Genomic DNA, 16,692 nt, shown 5'->3' with positions numbered 1-16,692 from the left:
GCTGGAGGGCGGGGCGGGCGACGACCTGTACATCGTGGACAGCAGCGCCGAGGTGGTCACCGAACTGGCCGGCGAAGGCACCGACGCGGTGCAGAGCACGGCCAGCTATGCGCTGTCGGCGGAGGTGGAGACCCTGACGCTGACCGGCACCGCCGCCATCGACGGCACCGGCAACGCGCAGGCGAACACGCTGACCGGCAACGGCGCGGACAACGTCTTGGACGGCGGGGCGGGCGCCGACAGCATGGCGGGCGGCGGCGGCGACGACACCTATGTGGTGGACGATGCCGGCGACGTGGTGAGCGAGACGGCCGGCGGCGGCAGCGACACCGTGCGCACGGCGCTGACCTACACGCTGGGCGGCGAGGTCGAGGGGCTGGTGCTGGAGGGCACGGCGGCGGTGGACGGCACCGGCAACGGGCTGGACAACGCGCTGACCGGCAACGGCGCGGACAACGTGCTGAACGGCGCCGCCGGGGCGGACACGCTGACGGGCGGGGCGGGCAGCGACCGGTTCGTGATCGCCGCGCCGGCGGAGGGCGGCGACACCGTGACCGACTTCACGGCGGGCGAGGACAAGGTGGCGGTGGTGGGGCCGAACTTCGGCAACGTGCCGGCGGGGGTGCTGTCGGCGTCCAACTTCGCGCTGGACGCGGCGGCGGACGGGGACGACTGGTTCGTCTTCAACACCACGACCGGGGTGCTGTCGTTCGACGCCGACGGGTCGGGCACCGGGGCGGCGGTGGCGGTCGCCACGCTGAACGTCACGACGCTCGGCAACACCGACATCCTGGTGCTTCCGAGCTGACCGTTGCGCGCCCTTCGTTATCCGGTGCAGGCTCCTCCGCGCGGCGCTGGGTCCGCGTGGAGGGGTGTGCATGTCGGACGGGGGCGAAGGGGCGGATCGGTTCGTCGAGACGACCACGCAGGGGTTCTTCTCGCGCCTGGGCGGTGCGTTGATGGCGCCGCTGGTCGGGGTGCTGATGGTGATCGGCAGCATCGTGCTGCTGTCGTGGAACGAGGGGCGCGCGGTGGACGCCGCCACGGCGCTGTCGGCGGGGGCGGGCAGCGTCGTGTCGGTGCCGGCGGGCGCACCCGATCCGGCGAACGACGGGCGGCTGGTCCACGTGGCGGGGGCCGCGTCGGTGGGCGAGCCGCTGCGCGATCCCGTCCTGGGGGTGGCGTGGAACGGGCTGCTGCGCATGCGGCGCACCGTCGAGATGTACCAGTGGCAGCAGCGCGAGACGACGCGCACAGAGAAGCAGCTGGGCGGCTCCGAAAAGACCGAGACCGTCTATGAATACGAGCGGGTGTGGTCGGAGCAGCCCATCGACTCCGGCCGCTTCCGCATTCCCGACGGGCACCGCAATCCGTCCATGCCGCTGCGCACGGTGACGCTGGACAGCCGCGACGCCCGCGTCGGCGGGCACGCGGTGACGCCGGCCGTTCTGGCGAACCTGAGCACCTTCCAGGAACTCACCCCCGGCACGGCGGCGGTGGACCCGGCCTACCGGCTGGCCGACGGCGGGCTGTACCGGGGCGCCGACCCGATGGCGCCGAAGGTCGGCGACGTGCGCGTGCGCTTCGAGGGCGTGGTGGCGCAGCCGATCAGCGTGGTGGCGGCGCAGTCGCGCGGCGGGCTCATCCCCTACACCGCCGCCAACGGCTACACCATCGCGCTGATCCAGGTGGGGGAGCGGCCGGCCGCCGCGATGTTCGCCGACGCCCAGCAGGCGGAGACGGTGATCACCTGGATCCTGCGCCTCGTCGGCTGGGTGGTGATGGCGATCGGCGTGATGCTGTTCTTCCAGCCCTTCGTGGTGCTGGCCTCCGTCCTGCCGTTCCTGGAGCCGCTGGCGAGCGCCGGGGCGGCGCTGCTGGGCTTCGTGCTGGCGACACCGGCCACGCTGGTGACCATCGCCGTCGCCTGGGTCGCCCACCGGCCGCTGCTGGCGGCCGGGCTGGGCGTGGCGGCGGTGCTGGCGCTGGTCGGCGGACTGATGATGCGGCGGCGCGGCGGCGGGACGGTGGGCGCCGCCGCGCGCTTCGGCTGACGCGCGCGGCGTTGGGCTTTCGCCTTGCCGTTACTCCGCCGCCACCGCCGGGACGGCGGTGAGGTTCAGGCGCCGGGCGATGCCGCCGCCGTAGGCCGGGTCGGCCGCCAGGAAGTGGGCGATCTGGCGGCGCTGGATGAACTCCGGCGCCTGACCCAGGGACCCGGCGATGTTGTCCATCAGCCGTTCCTGCGCCTCCAGCCCGATCAGGCGGAACAGGGCGCCGGCCTGGGAATAGTCGTCGTTGCCCGCCCGGTGGTCGTAGCGCGCCGCGTCGCCGGAGATGCGCAGCGGCGGTTCGGACGCGCCGCCGGTCTGCGCCGGGCCGCCGAAGCTGTTCGGCTCGTAGTTGGGCGCGCCGCCGCCGTTGCCGTCGAAGCGCATCGCCCCGTCGCGCTGGTAGGTGTGCACCGGGCAGCCGTGCGGCCGGTTCACCGGCAGCGCGCCGTAGTTGCCGCCCAGCCGGTAGCGGTGCGCGTCGGCGTAGGCGAACAGCCGGCCCTGGAGCATCTTGTCCGGGCTGAAAGAGATGCCGGGCACCACGCTGGCCGGGCTGAAGGCGGACTGCTCGACCTCCGCGAAGTAGTTCTCGGGATTGCGGTTCAGCACCATCTCGGCGATCTCGACCAGGGGATAGTCGGCGTGCGGCCACACCTTGGTGAGGTCGAAGGGGTTGATGCGGTAGCCGTCGGCCTCCCGCTCCGGCATGATCTGGACGGAGACGGTCCAGGCGGGGAAGTCCTTGTCCGCGATGGCGGCGAACAGGTCGCGGGTGGCGTGGTCGGGGTCGATGCCGGCCATGCGCACCGCCTGCCCGGCGGTGAAGTTCTCGATCCCCTGGCGGGTCTTGAAGTGGACCTTGACCCAGAACCGCTCACCCGCCGCGTTGATCCACGAGAAGGTGTGGCTGGAGAAGCCGTCCATGTGGCGGTAGCCGCGCGGCGTGCCGCGGTCGCTGAACAGGATGGTCAGCTGGTGCATCGTCTCCGGCGACAGGGAGAAGAAATCCCACACCGCCGTCGGGTCCTTCAGGTTGGTGGCCGGGTTGCGCTTCTGCGTGTGGATGAAGTCGGGGAACTTCAGCGGGTCGCGGATGAAGAACACCGGCGTGTTGTTGCCGACCAGATCGTAGTTGCCATCCTCGGTGTAGAACTTCACGGCGAAGCCGCGCGGATCGCGCTCGGCGTCGGCCGAGCCCTTCTCGCCGCCGACGGTGGAGAAGCGGACGAACACCTCCGTCTCCTTGCCGACGGCCGAGAGGAAGGCGGCCTTGGTCCAGGCGGTGACGTCGCGGGTGACGCGGAAGGTGCCGTAGGCGCCGGCCCCCTTGGCGTGGACCACGCGCTCGGGGATGCGTTCGCGGTTGAAGTGCGCCAGCTTCTCGATCAGGTGGAAGTCCTGCATCAGGACCGGGCCGCGCGGACCGGCGGTCAGCGAGTTCTGATTGTCGGAAACCGGAATGCCGAAGGTGGTGGTCAGCGTGGTCATCGGGCTTTTCCTTCGCGTCTCTTGTTCGCGGGTTGCCCGGAATTTATCGGCCCTTGCGACACGGCCGTCCAAGACGATGTTCCGATGGGAGTGATAGGGGGAGGCTATTGAGGAGGAGTTGAGTCATGACGGCGTTTTGCCCCCTCCCTAACCCTCCCCCGCTGCGCGGTGGAGGGGACTGCCGCCGCTTCGGCACAAAACCCTCCACCTCGAAGAGGGGGAGGGTGGCGAGCGTCAGCGAGCCGGGAGGGGGCATCGGGTGCGGGCTTGCATTCCCCCATCCCGCCAAGGCACTTTCCCCCAGGGTCGAGCGGGGGCGGGGCGGCATGGCGGCGGCGGAGGACAGCGGGCTTGCGGGCGCGCCGGGGCGGGTCCCGGCGTGGGTGGGCTTGGCGCTGCTGCCGCTGCTGAACCTGATGCTGGCGCTCGCGCTGTCCGGATTCGTCGTGCTGGCGGTGGGGGAAAGCCCGTGGGCGGCGCTGAAGGTGCTGGCCTGGGGGGCCGCGGGCTATCCGGAGGCGGTGGGGTTCACGCTGTACTACGCCACCGGCTTCATCTTCACCGGGCTGGCGGTGGCCATGGCCTTCCACGCCGGGCTGTTCAACATCGGCGGCGAGGGGCAGGCGTACCTGGGCGGCCTGGGCGCCGGGCTGGTGGCGCTGTCCATGCCGGCGGGCTGGCCGTGGCCGGTGGCGGCGCTGCTGGGCGTGGCGGCGGCGGCACTGTTCGGCGGGGCGTGGGCGTTCCTGCCGGGATGGCTGCAGGCCCGGCGCGGCAGCCACGTGGTGATCACCACCATCATGTTCAACTTCATCGCGTCGGCGCTCATGACCTGGCTGATGGTCGACGTGCTGATCAAGCCGGGGCAGCAGAGCCCGGAGTCGCGCGAGTTCCCGCCCGACACCTGGATGCCGGCCATGGACCGGGCGCTGGGCTGGCTGGGGGTCGAGGCGCCGGCCTCGCCGCTGAACCTTTCCTTCCTGCTGGCGCTGGGGTGCTGCGCGCTGGTGTATGGATTCGTCTGGCACACCCGCTGGGGCTATGCCCTGCGCGTGGTGGGGCAGAACGAGCGCGCCGCCGTCTACGCCGGAATTTCCCCGGCGCGGGCCGTGATCCTCGCCATGATTCTGTCCGGCGCGCTGGCCGGGCTGGCGGGCGTCAACGAGGTGCTGGGCGTGCAGCACCGCCTGATCCTGAACTTCACGGGCGGGGTGGGCTTCGTCGGCATCGCGGTGGCGCTGATGGGGCGCAACCATCCGGTGGGCATCGTGCTGGCGGCCCTGCTGTTCGGCGCGCTGTACCAGGGCGGGTCCGAGTTGTCGTTCGAATTCCAGACGATCAACCGCGAGATGGTGGTGGTGATCCAGGGCCTGGTCATCCTCTTCGCCGGCGCCATGGAGAACCTGTTCCGCCCGCAGGTCGAGGCGCTGTTCCGGCCCAGGGAGAAGGGGAGGGCGGCGCATGGATGAGCTGATCGCCCAGCTTCTGCCGCTGGCCGGCGCCACGGTGCGCGTCGCCACCCCGCTGGTGCTGGCGGCGCTGGCCGGGCTGTATTCGGAGCGCGCGGGCGTGGTCGACATCGCGCTGGAGGGCAAGATGCTGGCCGGCGCCTTCTTCGCCGCCGCCGTCGCCTTCCAGGCCGGCGACCCGTGGCTGGGCCTGGGCGCCGGCATCGCGGCGGGGGTGGCGCTGGCGTTGGTGCACGGCTACGCCTGCGTCAGGCACGGCGGCAACCAGGTGGTGTCGGGCATGGCGATCAACATCCTGGCCGCCGGGCTGGCGCCGACGCTGGCCTACGCGTGGTTCCAGCTGGGCGGGCAGACGCCGCTGCTGCCCAATTCGGCACGGCTGCCCGGCATCGGCGGCGCCAACGTGCTGGTGTGGGCGACGGCGGCGCTGGTGCCGCTGACGGCGTGGGTGCTGTACCGCACGCGCTTCGGCCTGCGCCTGCGGGCGGTGGGGGAAAACCCGGCGGCGGTGGACACCGCCGGCATCTCCGTGGCCGGGCTGCGCTACCGCGCGCTGGTCGTCACCGGGGTGCTGAGCGGGGCGGCGGGGGCGTACCTGTCCATCGCGCACGGCGCGGGGTTCGTGCGCGACATGACGGCGGGCAAGGGGTTCCTGGCGCTGGCGGCGCTGATCTTCGGCAAGTGGCGGCCGTGGCCGACGCTGGCGGCGTGCCTGCTGTTCGCCTTCACCGACGCCGTGCAGGTGCGGCTGCAGGGCGTGGCGCTGCCGCTGGTCGGCACGGTGCCCGTGCAATTCATCCAGATGGTGCCGTACGTGCTGACGGTGCTGCTGCTGGCCGGCTTCGTCGGCCGCGCCGTGGCGCCGAAGGCCAGCGGCGTGCCCTATGTGAAGGAGCGTTGAGGCGTATGGAAGCTCTCATCGACTTGGCCCGGCAGGCGCGCGGGAACGCGCACGCGCCCTATTCGCGCTTTCCCGTGGGGGCGGCGATCGAGGGCGAGTCGGGGCGGCTGTTCGCCGGGTGCAACGTGGAGAACGCCGCCTACCCGCAGGGGCAGTGCGCCGAGGCCACGGCCATCGGCGCCATGGTCACGGCGGGCGACCGGCGCATCCGGCGGATCGTCGTGATGGGCGGGGAGGCCGGCGACGGCGGCCTGTGCACCCCCTGCGGCGGCTGCCGCCAGCGCCTGCGCGAGTTCGCCGGGCCGGACACGCCGGTGCATGTCTGCGGGCCGGAAGGGCTGCGCCGCACGTTCACGCTGGGCGAGCTGCTGCCGCACTCGTTCGGGCCGGGCAATTTGGGGTTTTGAGGAGCTGGGCATGACCGCGGCACGGGCGGCGTCGGAGATCAAGGTGCGGGCGCCGGGGCGGCTGCCGCGGGTGGGGATCGTGCTGGGCTCCGGCCTGGGCGGCGTCGCGGAGCGGGTGGAGGACGCCGTCGCCATCCCCTATGGCGAGCTGCCGGGCTTCCCGCAGCCGGGGGTGGAGGGGCACGCCGGGCGGCTGGTGGTCGGGCGGCTGGCCGGCACCGAGGTGGCGGTGCTGCAGGGGCGCGTGCACGCGTACGAGGGCACCGGGTTCGCGGCGCTGCGCACCGCCATCCGTGCCCTGAAGCTGGCGGGGGTGGAGACGCTGGTGCTGACCTGCGCCGCAGGCTCCCTGCGCACGGAGGTGGGGCCGGGGCGGCTGATGGTCGTCGCCGACCACATCAACATGCTGGGCACCAACCCGCTGGTGGGGCCGAACGACGACGCCTTCGGCCCGCGCTTCCCCAGCCTGACGGACGCCTGGGACCCGGATCTCAGGGCGCGGCTGTCCGCCGCGGGCGCGGCGCTTGGCATCCCCATGGCCGAAGGGGTATACGCCGCGTGGCTCGGCCCAAGCTTCGAGACGCCGGCCGAGGTCCGCATGTTGAAGCTGCTGGGCGCGGACGCGGTGGGCATGTCGATGGTGCCGGAATGCATCATCGCGCGGCACTGCGGCCTGCGGGTCGCCGGGTGCGCGGTGATCACCAACCTCGGCGTCGGGCTGGGGGACGGGCCGGTGGACCACGCCCACACGCTGCGCACCGCGGCGGCGGCGGCGGTGGACCTGGAGCGGCTGTTGGTTGGTTTTGTCGAGGGATGGACGGAAGGGGACGGGGGCCAGCCATGAAACTTCTCGCCGAACTTCAGCTTGCCGTGGACGCGGCCCAGACGGTGCCGGCCAGCGCCGGTGCGGCGAAGCGCGCCGTGTCGCTGCTGGACCTTACCAGCCTGGGCGACAAGGACACCGAGGACGACATAAAGGCGCTGTGCCGCCGCGCCGTCACGCCGGTGGGGCCGGTGGCCGCGGTGTGCGTGTGGCCGCGCTTCGTGAAGACGGCGCGCAAGGCGCTGAAGGGGTCGGGCGTGAAGGTCGCCACCGTGGTGAACTTCCCCGGCGGCGAGGCGGACGCGCCCACCGTGGCCGCCGAGACGCGCGCCGCCGTGAAGGACGGCGCCGACGAGATCGATGTGGTGCTGCCCTACCGCAGCTTCATCGAGGGGGCGCGCACCGCGCCCATGAACGTGCTGCGCGCCTGCCGCGAGGCGTGCGGCGAGGGCGTGGTGATGAAGGTGATTCTGGAGGCCGGCTGCTTCCCCGACGCCGACCTGCTGGCCTGGGCCTGCCGCGACTCCATCAACGCGGGGGCGGACTTCCTGAAGACCTCCACCGGCAAGCTCAATCCGGCGGCGACGCTGGAGACGGCCGCCATCATGCTGCACGCCATCGGCCAGACCGGCCGCCCCGTGGGCTTCAAGGCGGCCGGCGGCATCCGCGAGGCGGCGTGCGCTGCGGCGTACCTCAGCCTTGCCGACAAGCTGATGGGCAAGGGCTGGGCCAAGCCGGCGACCTTCCGCTTCGGCGCCTCCGGCCTGCTCGACTCGCTGCTGGAGGTGCTGGGCGAAAGCAAGGCTGTGCGGGCCGACGCCGCTGGGGCATATTGAGCGCACAGCCGAAGGAGGCCAGCATGGTTGCCCGCGCGCGCAAGTCCTACCTCGACGACACCTCCTACCTGACGGCGGACTTCATCGCCCGGGTGAAGGAGGAGCTGGAGCGGACGGGCTTCGTCACCGACGAGCACAAGTTCGCCCCGTACCGCGAGACCATGGTCGAGCACCGCGACCTGATCGCCGAACGGCTGGAGCAGGCCGGGTTCCGGGGATCGGTCGGAACGGGCTTTCTGAACGGTCATCCGCAGGCGGGGTACGCGTACTATATCTACGACGAGGGGCGGTTCCATTCACAGGACGCGTTGGACCGGGCCGTCAGGGCATGGCTCGACATGCGCTACGGCGTGCGCTGAGCGACGCGTCCGGCCTTCCATGGTGTCCGTCTTCATTGCCGAATCCAACGCCCCCGGCGATTTCTACGAAGGGCGTCTCGACGGTTTTGCCGCAAACGAGGTGCTGAAGGTGCGCCGTCTCCGCACGGCGTACCGCGCCGTGCTGGACATCGAGCATCTCGAACGGGCCATCGAGGATGCCGCCGATTTCGGGGCCGACATCCTGCACCTGTCCTGCCACGGCGACCATGAAGGCATCCAGCTGTCGGACACCACCTGCGTCGACTGGCCGGAGCTTGCGGCCCTGCTCAGGCCCTTCGCGTCCGCCGACCGGATGATCGTCCTGTCCGCCTGCAAGGGCGGGCACGTCGATTTCACCAAGGCGCTGTTGAAGTCGGGCAGCAACGTCCGGGCCGTGTTCGGCGCGCTGGGTGATCCCAGCTTTTCCGCGTCGTGCATCGCATGGTCGATCCTGTACAACGAACTCGCCGACGAAGGCCTTGAGCCGGCGGCGTTCCAGAGCGCGGTGGACAAGATCAACCACGTCGTGAGGGGCGGCTTCGTCTACCGAACCTACGATCCGCAATGGGATTCGTACGAATTCTATCCGTGGGACGCTTTGGAATAGGCGTACGCGCCTTCGTCCCGGCATTCAGGAAACGACCGCCTTGCACCTTCCCCAGGAAATCATCCGCAAGAAACGCGACGGCACGCCGCTGACCGCCGCGGAGATCCAGGCGTTCGTGCGCGGCATCACCGACGGCACGGTCAGCGAGGGGCAGGCCGCCGCCTTCGCCATGGCGGTGTTCTTCAAGGGCATGTGGCTGGACGAGCGCGTGGCGCTGACGCGCGCCATGACGGCGTCCGGCACGGTGATCGACTGGGCGCCGCTGGACCTGCCCGGGCCGGTGCTGGACAAGCATTCCACCGGCGGCGTCGGCGACAAGGTCAGCCTGATCCTGGCGCCCGCCGTGGCGGCGTGCGGCGGCTTCGTGCCCATGGTGTCGGGGCGCGGCCTGGGCCACACCGGCGGCACGCTGGACAAGTTCGAGAGCATACCCGGCTACCGCGCCAAGCCGGACCTGGGCATGCTGCAGCGCGTGGTGAAGGATGTGGGGTGCGCCGTCATCGGCGCCACCGACGACATAGCACCGGCCGACAAGCGCCTGTACGCCATCCGCGACGTGACGGCGACGGTGGAATCCATCGACCTGATCACCGCGTCGATCCTGTCCAAGAAGCTGGCGGCCGGGCTGGATGGGCTGGTGATGGACGTGAAGTTCGGCAACGGCGCCTTCATGGCGAAGCGCAAGGACGCCGAGGCGCTGGCCGAAAGCATCGTCACCGTGGCGGCCGGCGCCGGCCTGCCGGCCGTGGCGCTGCTGACCGACATGAACCAGGTGCTGGGCACCAGCGCCGGCAACGCGCTGGAGGTGCACGAGTGCTTGGCCGCGCTGCGCGGCGAGGCGGCAGACGCGCGGCTGATGGAGGTGACGCGGGCGTTGGTCGCGGAACTGCTGGTGCTGGCGCAGCTGGCGCCGGACGTGGCGGCGGGGCGGCGGAGGTTCGACGATGCGATCGCCAGCGGCGCGGCGGCCGAGCGCTTCGCGCGCATGGTGGTGGCGCTGGGCGGCCCGGCCGACCTGCTGGAGAACCCCGGCCGGCACCTGCCCGTGGCGGCGGTGCGGCGGCCGGTGTACCCGGAGCGGGCCGGGGTGGTCGCGGCGGTGGACACGCGCGCGCTGGGCATCGCCGTGGTGGCCCTGGGCGGCGGGCGGACCAAGGTGACGGACGCCGTGGACCATTCGGTGGGGTTGGACGGCGTGGCCGGACTGGGCGAGGCGGTGGAGCCCGGCGACCGGCCGCTGTGCACCGTGCACGCGCGCAATGAGGACGAGGCGGAGCGGGCGGCCGGCATGGTGCGCGCCGCCATGGCCGTGGCCGACACCGCGCCCGCGCCGGGGCCGCTGGTGGCGGCGCGGATCTGACCGGGGGATCGGGCGCATGCACGCACCGCGCCCATTCGCCCCGGCGCACGCCGAGCGGCAGGGGCACCTGACGGGGATCGTGCTGATCACCGTGGCGTTCGCGCTGTTCTCCGTCACCGACGCGCTGATGAAGCACGTCGCGCGCACCTACCCGCTGTTCGAGGCGTTCTTCTTCAACGCGCTGTTCGCGCTGGTGCCGATCGTGGGCTTCGCGCTGGCGCGCGGCGGATTGCGCACGCTGGCGACGCGGCGGCCGCTGGTGCACCTCGTGCGGTCGTGCTTCGGCGTCGGGGCGGGGCTGGGGGCGTTCTACGCCTACACGCGCATGCCCATCGCCGACGTCTACGCCATCCTGTTCACCTCGCCGCTGATCATCACCGCGCTGTCGCGCGTGTTCCTGGGGGAGCGGGTGGCGGCGGCGCAGTGGGCGGCCATCCTGGTGGGATTCTCGGGCGTGCTGCTGATGCTGCGGCCGGGCGGCGGCATCCTCGACCCCGGCGCGCTGGGCGCCATGGCCAGCGCCTTCTGCTTCGCGGTGTCGGGGCTGATCGTGCGCCGCTATGGGCGGTCGGAGACGGCGGCGTCCTATCCCTTCTACGGCAACCTGCTGTCGGCGTCGGTGCTGCTGCCGCTGATGGCGCCGGTCTTCGTGATGCCGGACGCGGCGGGGTTCGCGCTGATGGCGGCGTGCGGGCTGTGCGCCGGCACGGCGCTGTTGTGCCTGCTGGGCGCGTTCCGCATCGCGCCGGCCGCGGTGGTGGCGCCGTTCCAGTACACGCAGATCCTGTGGGGCGTGCTGTACGGCGCGCTGTTCTTCGGCGACTGGCCGGGGCCGGCGCTGCTGGCCGGGGCGGCGGTGGTGATCGGCAGCGGCCTCTACCTGCTGCGCCGGGAGGCGCGACATTAGGCCGGCGGTCGGCTATGGTCGGGGCATGCCGAAGATTTCCGTCACGCTGCCGAGCCTGCGCGCGCAGATGCTCGTCGACACGATCCAGAGCATCTACGCCGCCTCCATCGGGCATGAGCTGGAGATCGTCGTCGTCGCCCCGTTCGAGGTGGAGGCGCCCTTCGTCCGCTACGTGCCGGAGGGCACGCCGCAGGGCAACTGCGCCGCCCACGCGCTGGGCTGGGAGGCGGCGACGGGCGACATCGTCGTCGCCATGTCCGACGACCACCGGCCGGAGAAGGGCTGGCTGGACGGGCTGGCCGAGCGGATCGCCGAGCGCGAGGGCCGGTACTTTCCCTTCGCAGGCGGGCTGGCGCGGCCCAACGTTCCGCACTTCGGCGCGGCGTATGGCCTGTACTATCCGTACTTCCCGGTGATGTCCCGGCGCAGCGTCGAGGCGGCGGGGGGATGGTTTTCGCGCGCCTTCACCGCGCATTTCGCCGACCCCGACCTGGGCCTGCGCGTCTGGCGGGCCGGGGGGCGGTGCGAGCTGCTGCCCGATGCGAAGATCACGGCGGTGCCGGTCAGCGACGCGGAGAACGCCGCCGTGCCCTTCAAGTCGAAGGCGTTTCCGCAGGACTTCGGCACCTTCGTGCGCACGTACCACGCGGAGCACGGCGCCGGCTTCCGGCCCGACCTGCGGGACATCTGCACGGACCTGCCGCTGGACTGCCTGAGCGACAACAGCTTCGCCGAGCGCTGCCCGCCGCGCGTCTTCCTGGAACGGCGCGCGGCCGGTCCTTGACAGGGGGGTGGCGGCGGGGCAACTCTTCGTCCCCGTACGGCTGGGGTGCCTGTCGGTGAACGGCGGGCTGAGACACACCCATCGAACCTGATCTGGGTCATGCCAGCGAAGGGAGCCGACCGTCCGAGGACCCGTGCCCCCGGCACCTCCTGCGAGCGGCGTTCCCCCGCCGGCCAGGAGACGACATCCATGCGGCGGACCATTCTTTCCCTCTCGGTTGCAGCGATGCTCGGCGCGTCCGGCGCCGTCGGCGCGCAGACGATCGACGTGCCCATCCTGGTGCCGGTCACCGGCTTCCTGTCGCTGGAGGGCACCAGCCAGCGCAATGGCGCGGTGCTGGCGCTGAAGGAGGCGCCGGCGGGGGTGAAGATCGCGTCGGCGGTCACCGACACCGGCACCTCGCCCGAAGCGGCGGTGACGGCGCTGGAGCGCGCGGTGGGCGGCGGCACGGCCACCGCCGTGGTGGCGAGCATGCTGGGCACGCAGCTTCTGGCCATGCTGCCGCTGGCGGCGGAGTACAAGGTGCCGCTGGTCACCGTGTCCGGCACGGCGGCGGTGACCGAGCAGGGCAACCCGTGGATCTTCCGCTTCTTCCCTGGCGACGCCGTGACCAAGGAAGCGCACGCCCGGTACGTGGTGGAGGAGTTGGGGAAGAAGCGTCCGGCGCTGATCTATCAAACCACCGCCTACGGCCAGTCCGGTAAGGCGCACCTGACGGCGCAGTTCAAGAAACTGGGGGCCGAGGTGGTGTACGAGGAGGGGGTGGACACGTCCGCCAAGGACCTGCTGCCGGTGCTGACCAAGGCGCTGGCCGCCAATCCGGACGTGCTGGTGCTGCACCTGCATTCCGGGCCGACGGCCCTGTTCGTCCGGCAGGCGGCGGCGCACGGCGTGGCGGTGCCCATCGTCGCCGGGTCGGCCATGCACCAGCCGAGCACGGCGGCGCTGCTGGAGCCCAAGGAACTGCGCGGCGTGTGCGCGGAGACGGCGGCGTCGCCGGTGTCCGGCGGGTCGCCGGGCATCGAGGCGTTCACCGCCGGCTACCGCGCCGCCTTCGGCGCGGAGCCGGACGCCTTCGCGCTGGGCCAGTACGACGGCGTGCGGATGGTGCTGGCGGCGGTGCGGGACGGCGCGCGGACGGCCGAGGAGGTGCGCAAGGCGCTCTCCACCGGCCGGCACGAGGGGCTGGCGATGACCTACGCGTCGGACGGCAAGGGCAACATGGCGCACTCCGCCGTCATCGTCTGCTACGACGGGGAGAGCCGCGTGCCGCGGATCGTGAAGCGTTATGAGAATGTGACGGGTGTGGTGAAGTGAGCGTGCGCGCGTGCTGACCGCCGCCCAACTCCTCCTCAACGGTGTGGCGCTGGGGGCGGCCTATGCGCTGGTGGCGCTGGGCTTCGTGCTGGTGCTGAACGCCACGGGGGCGGTGAACTTCGCGCAGGGCGACCTGGTGATGGCCGGCGGCATGCTGGCGGTGGCGCTGGCGCCGCTGGTGCCGGCGCCGGGGATCGCGCTGCTGCCGGTCGTGCTGGTGCTGATGGCGGGGCTGGGGCTGCTGGTGTCGCTGGCGGCGTACCTGCCGCTGCGCGGGCGGCCGCACGTGGGCGTGTTCATCAGCACCATCGCGGTCGGTATCGTGCTGCAGAACGGCGCCACCGTGCTGCTGGGGCCGGAGCCGCGCGCGGCACCGCCGCTGTTCGGCGGCGGCACGCTCCGGCTGGGCGAGCTGGTGGTGGCGGAGCAGTCGCTGGCCATCGTTGCGGTGGCGGCGCTGCTGATCGGCGCGCAGCAGTGGGTGTTCGCCCGCACGCAGCTGGGCCGGCGGCTGCGCGCCACGGCGCAGGACCCGGAGATGGCGCGGGCCTGCGGCGTGCCGGTGACGGCCATGATCCTCGCCACCTTCGCGCTGGGCACGGCGTACGCCGGGGCGGCGGGGCTGCTGCTGGCCAACCAGTTCTTCGTCACGCCCACGGCGGGCGGCGACCTGATCCTGAAGGCCTACATCGCCGTCACCATCGGAGGCTGGGGATCGGTGCCGGGCGCGGTGGCGGGGGCGCTGGTGATCGCGCTGTTCGAGGTGGGGGTGTCGGCGGTGCTGTCCTACCCCGTGGCGATGGGCGCGCTGTACGTCACGCTGCTGGTGGTGCTGGTGGCGCGCCCGCAGGGGCTGTTCGGTGAAGTGGCGCGGCGCCGTGCGTAGGGTCCTGTTCGCGCTCGGTGTGGTCGCGCTGCTGGCCTACGCCGTCCTGTACGCCTCGCCCTACGGGCTGCGGGTGCTGACGGTGGCGGGGGTGTACGCGCTGGCCACCGTCGGGTTCCAGGTGGTGTTCGGGCTGGGCGGGGCGCTGTCGCTGGCGCAGGGGACGTTCTTCGGCGTGGGTGCCTACGTCACCGGCATCCTGGGCAGCCAGTTGGGATGGACGTTTCCGGCGACCTTCCCGCTGTCGCTGGCGGTGCCGGTGGGGCTGGCGCTGCTGGTCGGGTTGCCGGTGCTGCGGCTGGAGTCGCACTACTTCGCGCTGGCGACGCTGGGCGTGGCGCAGGTCGTGCTGCTGCTGGCGGTCAATACGCCGGAGCTGACGGGCGGGGCCAACGGGCTGGCCGGGGTGCCGGGGATCGTGCTGGCGGGGTGGGCGGTGCCGCGCGGGCTGCCGCTGGCGGCCGTGGTGTGGGCGTGCGTGGCGCTGGGCGCGGCGGCGGCGGCGCGGCTGGCGCATGGGCGGTGGGGGCGGGCGCTGACGCTGGTGCGCGACGACCCGCTGGCGGCGGCCACGCTGGGGCTGGACGTCGGGCGGCTGCGGCTGACCGCCTTCGCGCTGAGCGCGCTGTACGGCGGGGCGGCGGGGGCGCTGTCGGTGCACACGCAAAGGGTGGTCTCGCCGGAGGTGCTGGAGTTCCCGGTGATGGTCGCCATCCTGACCATGGCGGTGGTCGGCGGGCGCGGGCGCATCGCCGGGGCGGTGCTGGGGGCGGTGCTGCTGGTGCATCTGCCGGAGTGGTTCCGGGGGCTGGAGCGCAGCTACCTGATCGTCTACGGGCTGGCGCTGCTGGCCGCCATCGTCGTGGCGCCGCACGGCATCACCGGGGTGCTGGACCGGCTGCTGCCGCCGCGCGTGCGGCCGTTGCCGAAGGCGGCGGCGCTGCCGGAACGGGCGGCGGGGGGTGCGTTGCGGGTGGAGGGGCTGCGCAAGGCGTTCGGCGGGGTGCGGGCGGTGGACGGCGTGTCCTTCACGCTGGAGCCGGGGCGCGTCACCGGGCTGATCGGGCCGAACGGGTCGGGCAAGACGACGGTCATCAACCTGATCAGCGGGCTGGAGCGGCCGGACGGCGGGCGGGTGATGCTGGGCGGGCGTAATCTGGCTGGGGCGCGGCCGGATTGGGTGGCGCGGGCGGGCATCGCCCGCACCTTCCAGGCCGCCGGCCTGCCGGAGGGCGCCACGGTGCTGGAGGCGGTCGCCGCCGCGCGGCTGGAGCGCGATCCGTCGGTGGCGCAGGCGGAGGCGCACGCGCGGACGGTGCTGGAGCGGCTGGGGGTGGCGGAGCTGGCCGGGCGGCCGTGCGGCGGGCTGCCGGCGGCGCTGCGGCGGCGGGTGGAGCTGGCCCGCGCGCTGGCGCGGCAGCCGGCGGTGCTGCTGCTGGACGAGCCGGCGGCGGGGCTGACCGATGGGGAGAAGGCGGAGCTTGCCCGCCACCTCGCTGCCGTGGCGGCGGAGGGGGTGGCGGTGCTGGTGGTGGAGCACGACATGGGCTTCCTGCTGCCGCTGGCGCAGCGCGTGGTGGCGCTGGACCAGGGGCGCGTGCTGGCGGACGGGGCGCCGGGGGACGTGGTGCGCCACCCGGCGGTGGTCGCCGCCTATCTGGGGGAGGGGAGCCCATGACCCTGCTGACCATCGAGGGGCTGAGCGCCGGCTATGGCGGCGCCGTGGCGGTGGACGGCGTGTCGCTGGCACTGAAGGCGGGCGAGACGGTGGCGCTGCTGGGCGCCAACGGGGCCGGCAAGTCGACGCTGCTGAAGGCGGTGCTGGGCCTCGTCCCGGCGCGGGGGCGGGTGGTGCTGGACGGGGTGGAGGTTGGCGGCTTGGCGGCCGAGAAGCGGGTGCGGCTGGGTTTGGGCTACGTGCCGGAGGGGCGGCGGGTGTTTGCGGGCATGAGCGTGCGCGACAACCTGGAGGTCGCCAGCTTCGCCGGGACGGCCGAGCGCGGGCGGGACCTGGAACGCGTCCTCGCGCTGTTCCCGCAGCTGCGCGAGAAGGCGGGGGAGCGGGCGTGGCGGCTGTCGGGCGGGCAGCAGCAAATGCTGGCGGTGGGGCGGGCGCTGATGGGCCGGCCGCGCCTTCTGCTGCTGGACGAGCCGTCGCTGGGCCTGTCGCCCAAGGTGGCGGGGGAGGTGTTCGCCGCCGTGCGCGCCATCGCGGCGCAGGGCACCGCCGTGCTGCTGGCCGAGCAGAGCGCCCGGCGGGCGCTGGCGGCCGCAGGGCGGGCGGTGCTGCTGCGCCTGGGGCGGGTGGTGCACGACGGGCCGGCGGACGCCCTGGACGCGGAGGCGTTGCGGACGGCCTTCCTGGGGGATCCAATCCTGGGTGATCCGATTCCGGGCGGATCCGAATCTTCGTGACAACCGCGCGATCCCCTTGAAGGGATCGGGTGGCGCCGATAGGGTCGCGCTGCGTTCGCCAGCACCCCCACCCAGCACC

The 16,692-nt window shown here is 72.7% G+C and carries 17 protein-coding genes and 1 riboswitch; of the genes, 16 read left to right on the top strand and 1 reads right to left on the bottom strand.

The genetic code is table 11. The features are described 5' to 3' along the window. On the top strand, positions 1–808 hold an 808-nt coding region (locus VED21_RS03975; RefSeq protein WP_324881016.1), incomplete at its 5' end, for a calcium-binding protein. Between the two features lie 70 nt (positions 809–878). Beyond that, a complete protein-coding gene (locus tag VED21_RS03970) occupies positions 879–2,054 on the top strand; it encodes a TMEM43 family protein (RefSeq protein ID WP_324881015.1) in 1,176 nt (391 codons plus the stop codon). A 30-nt stretch (positions 2,055–2,084) separates the two neighbouring features. Here VED21_RS03970 and VED21_RS03965 read toward each other — a convergent pair whose 3' ends face one another. After that, positions 2,085–3,542, bottom strand: coding sequence for a catalase (locus tag VED21_RS03965; RefSeq protein ID WP_324881014.1), 1,458 nt, complete (start codon positions 3,540–3,542; stop codon positions 2,085–2,087). Positions 3,543–3,868: 326 nt separating this feature from the next. Here VED21_RS03965 and VED21_RS03960 point away from each other — a divergent pair, with 326 nt between their 5' ends. The 14 genes from VED21_RS03960 (at position 3,869) to VED21_RS03895 (ending at position 16,613) form a co-directional block, all read left to right on the top strand. Further along, a complete protein-coding gene (locus tag VED21_RS03960) occupies positions 3,869–5,011 on the top strand; it encodes an ABC transporter permease (protein ID WP_324881013.1) in 1,143 nt (380 codons plus the stop codon). Further along, entirely contained in the window at positions 5,004–5,912 is a 909-nt protein-coding gene (locus VED21_RS03955; RefSeq protein WP_324881012.1) for an ABC transporter permease, read from the top strand. The genes VED21_RS03960 and VED21_RS03955 overlap by 8 nt, the downstream gene beginning before the upstream one ends. A 5-nt stretch (positions 5,913–5,917) precedes the next feature. Then, a complete protein-coding gene (gene cdd / locus VED21_RS03950) occupies positions 5,918–6,319 on the top strand; it encodes a cytidine deaminase (RefSeq protein ID WP_324881011.1) in 402 nt (133 codons plus the stop codon). Positions 6,320–6,329: 10 nt separating this feature from the next. Continuing rightward, positions 6,330–7,163, top strand: coding sequence for a purine-nucleoside phosphorylase (locus tag VED21_RS03945; protein WP_324881010.1), 834 nt, complete (start codon positions 6,330–6,332; stop codon positions 7,161–7,163). Next, positions 7,160–7,978: a deoxyribose-phosphate aldolase gene (gene deoC, locus VED21_RS03940; protein WP_324881009.1), complete on the top strand. Its 819-nt coding sequence runs from the start codon at positions 7,160–7,162 to the stop codon at positions 7,976–7,978. The genes VED21_RS03945 and deoC overlap by 4 nt, the downstream gene beginning before the upstream one ends. Before the next feature lie 23 nt (positions 7,979–8,001). Beyond that, positions 8,002–8,337, top strand: a complete 336-nt coding sequence (locus VED21_RS03935) for a hypothetical protein (RefSeq protein ID WP_324881008.1) — start codon at positions 8,002–8,004, stop codon at positions 8,335–8,337. A gap of 19 nt (positions 8,338–8,356) precedes the next feature. Continuing rightward, positions 8,357–8,944 carry a hypothetical protein gene (locus VED21_RS03930; protein WP_324881007.1) on the top strand — a complete coding sequence of 196 codons (588 nt, stop codon included), beginning with the start codon at positions 8,357–8,359 and terminating at the stop codon, positions 8,942–8,944. A gap of 40 nt (positions 8,945–8,984) precedes the next feature. Beyond that, positions 8,985–10,304, top strand: a complete 1,320-nt coding sequence (gene deoA / locus VED21_RS03925) for a thymidine phosphorylase (protein WP_324881006.1) — start codon at positions 8,985–8,987, stop codon at positions 10,302–10,304. A gap of 16 nt (positions 10,305–10,320) precedes the next feature. Next, a complete protein-coding gene (locus tag VED21_RS03920) occupies positions 10,321–11,211 on the top strand; it encodes a DMT family transporter (protein ID WP_324881005.1) in 891 nt (296 codons plus the stop codon). Between the two features lie 25 nt (positions 11,212–11,236). Beyond that, on the top strand, positions 11,237–11,995 hold the full coding sequence (locus VED21_RS03915; RefSeq protein WP_324881004.1) for a hypothetical protein: 759 nt from the start codon (positions 11,237–11,239) through the stop codon (positions 11,993–11,995). Positions 11,996–12,026: 31 nt separating this feature from the next. Further along, positions 12,027–12,126, top strand: a riboswitch (TPP riboswitch). Positions 12,127–12,184: 58 nt separating this feature from the next. Further along, positions 12,185–13,312, top strand: coding sequence for an ABC transporter substrate-binding protein (locus VED21_RS03910; protein ID WP_324881003.1), 1,128 nt, complete (start codon positions 12,185–12,187; stop codon positions 13,310–13,312). 10 nt (positions 13,313–13,322) lie between these two features. Continuing rightward, positions 13,323–14,198: a branched-chain amino acid ABC transporter permease gene (locus tag VED21_RS03905; RefSeq protein ID WP_324881002.1), complete on the top strand. Its 876-nt coding sequence runs from the start codon at positions 13,323–13,325 to the stop codon at positions 14,196–14,198. Then, the gene (locus tag VED21_RS03900) at positions 14,191–15,876 is read left to right on the top strand and encodes an ABC transporter permease subunit (RefSeq protein WP_324881001.1); all 1,686 of its coding nucleotides are present in this window, start codon (positions 14,191–14,193) and stop codon (positions 15,874–15,876) included. The genes VED21_RS03905 and VED21_RS03900 overlap by 8 nt, the downstream gene beginning before the upstream one ends. Further along, on the top strand, positions 15,873–16,613 hold the full coding sequence (locus tag VED21_RS03895) for an ABC transporter ATP-binding protein (protein WP_324881000.1): 741 nt from the start codon (positions 15,873–15,875) through the stop codon (positions 16,611–16,613). The genes VED21_RS03900 and VED21_RS03895 overlap by 4 nt, the downstream gene beginning before the upstream one ends. Positions 16,614–16,692 lie beyond the last annotated feature (79 nt).

Source organism: Azospirillum sp. (assembly GCF_035627195.1).
In the GTDB taxonomy this organism is placed as follows: Bacteria; Pseudomonadota; Alphaproteobacteria; order Azospirillales; family Azospirillaceae; genus Azospirillum.
Note: the sequence above shows the minus strand (reverse complement) of the source record. Positions and strands in the feature narration are given on the sequence as shown.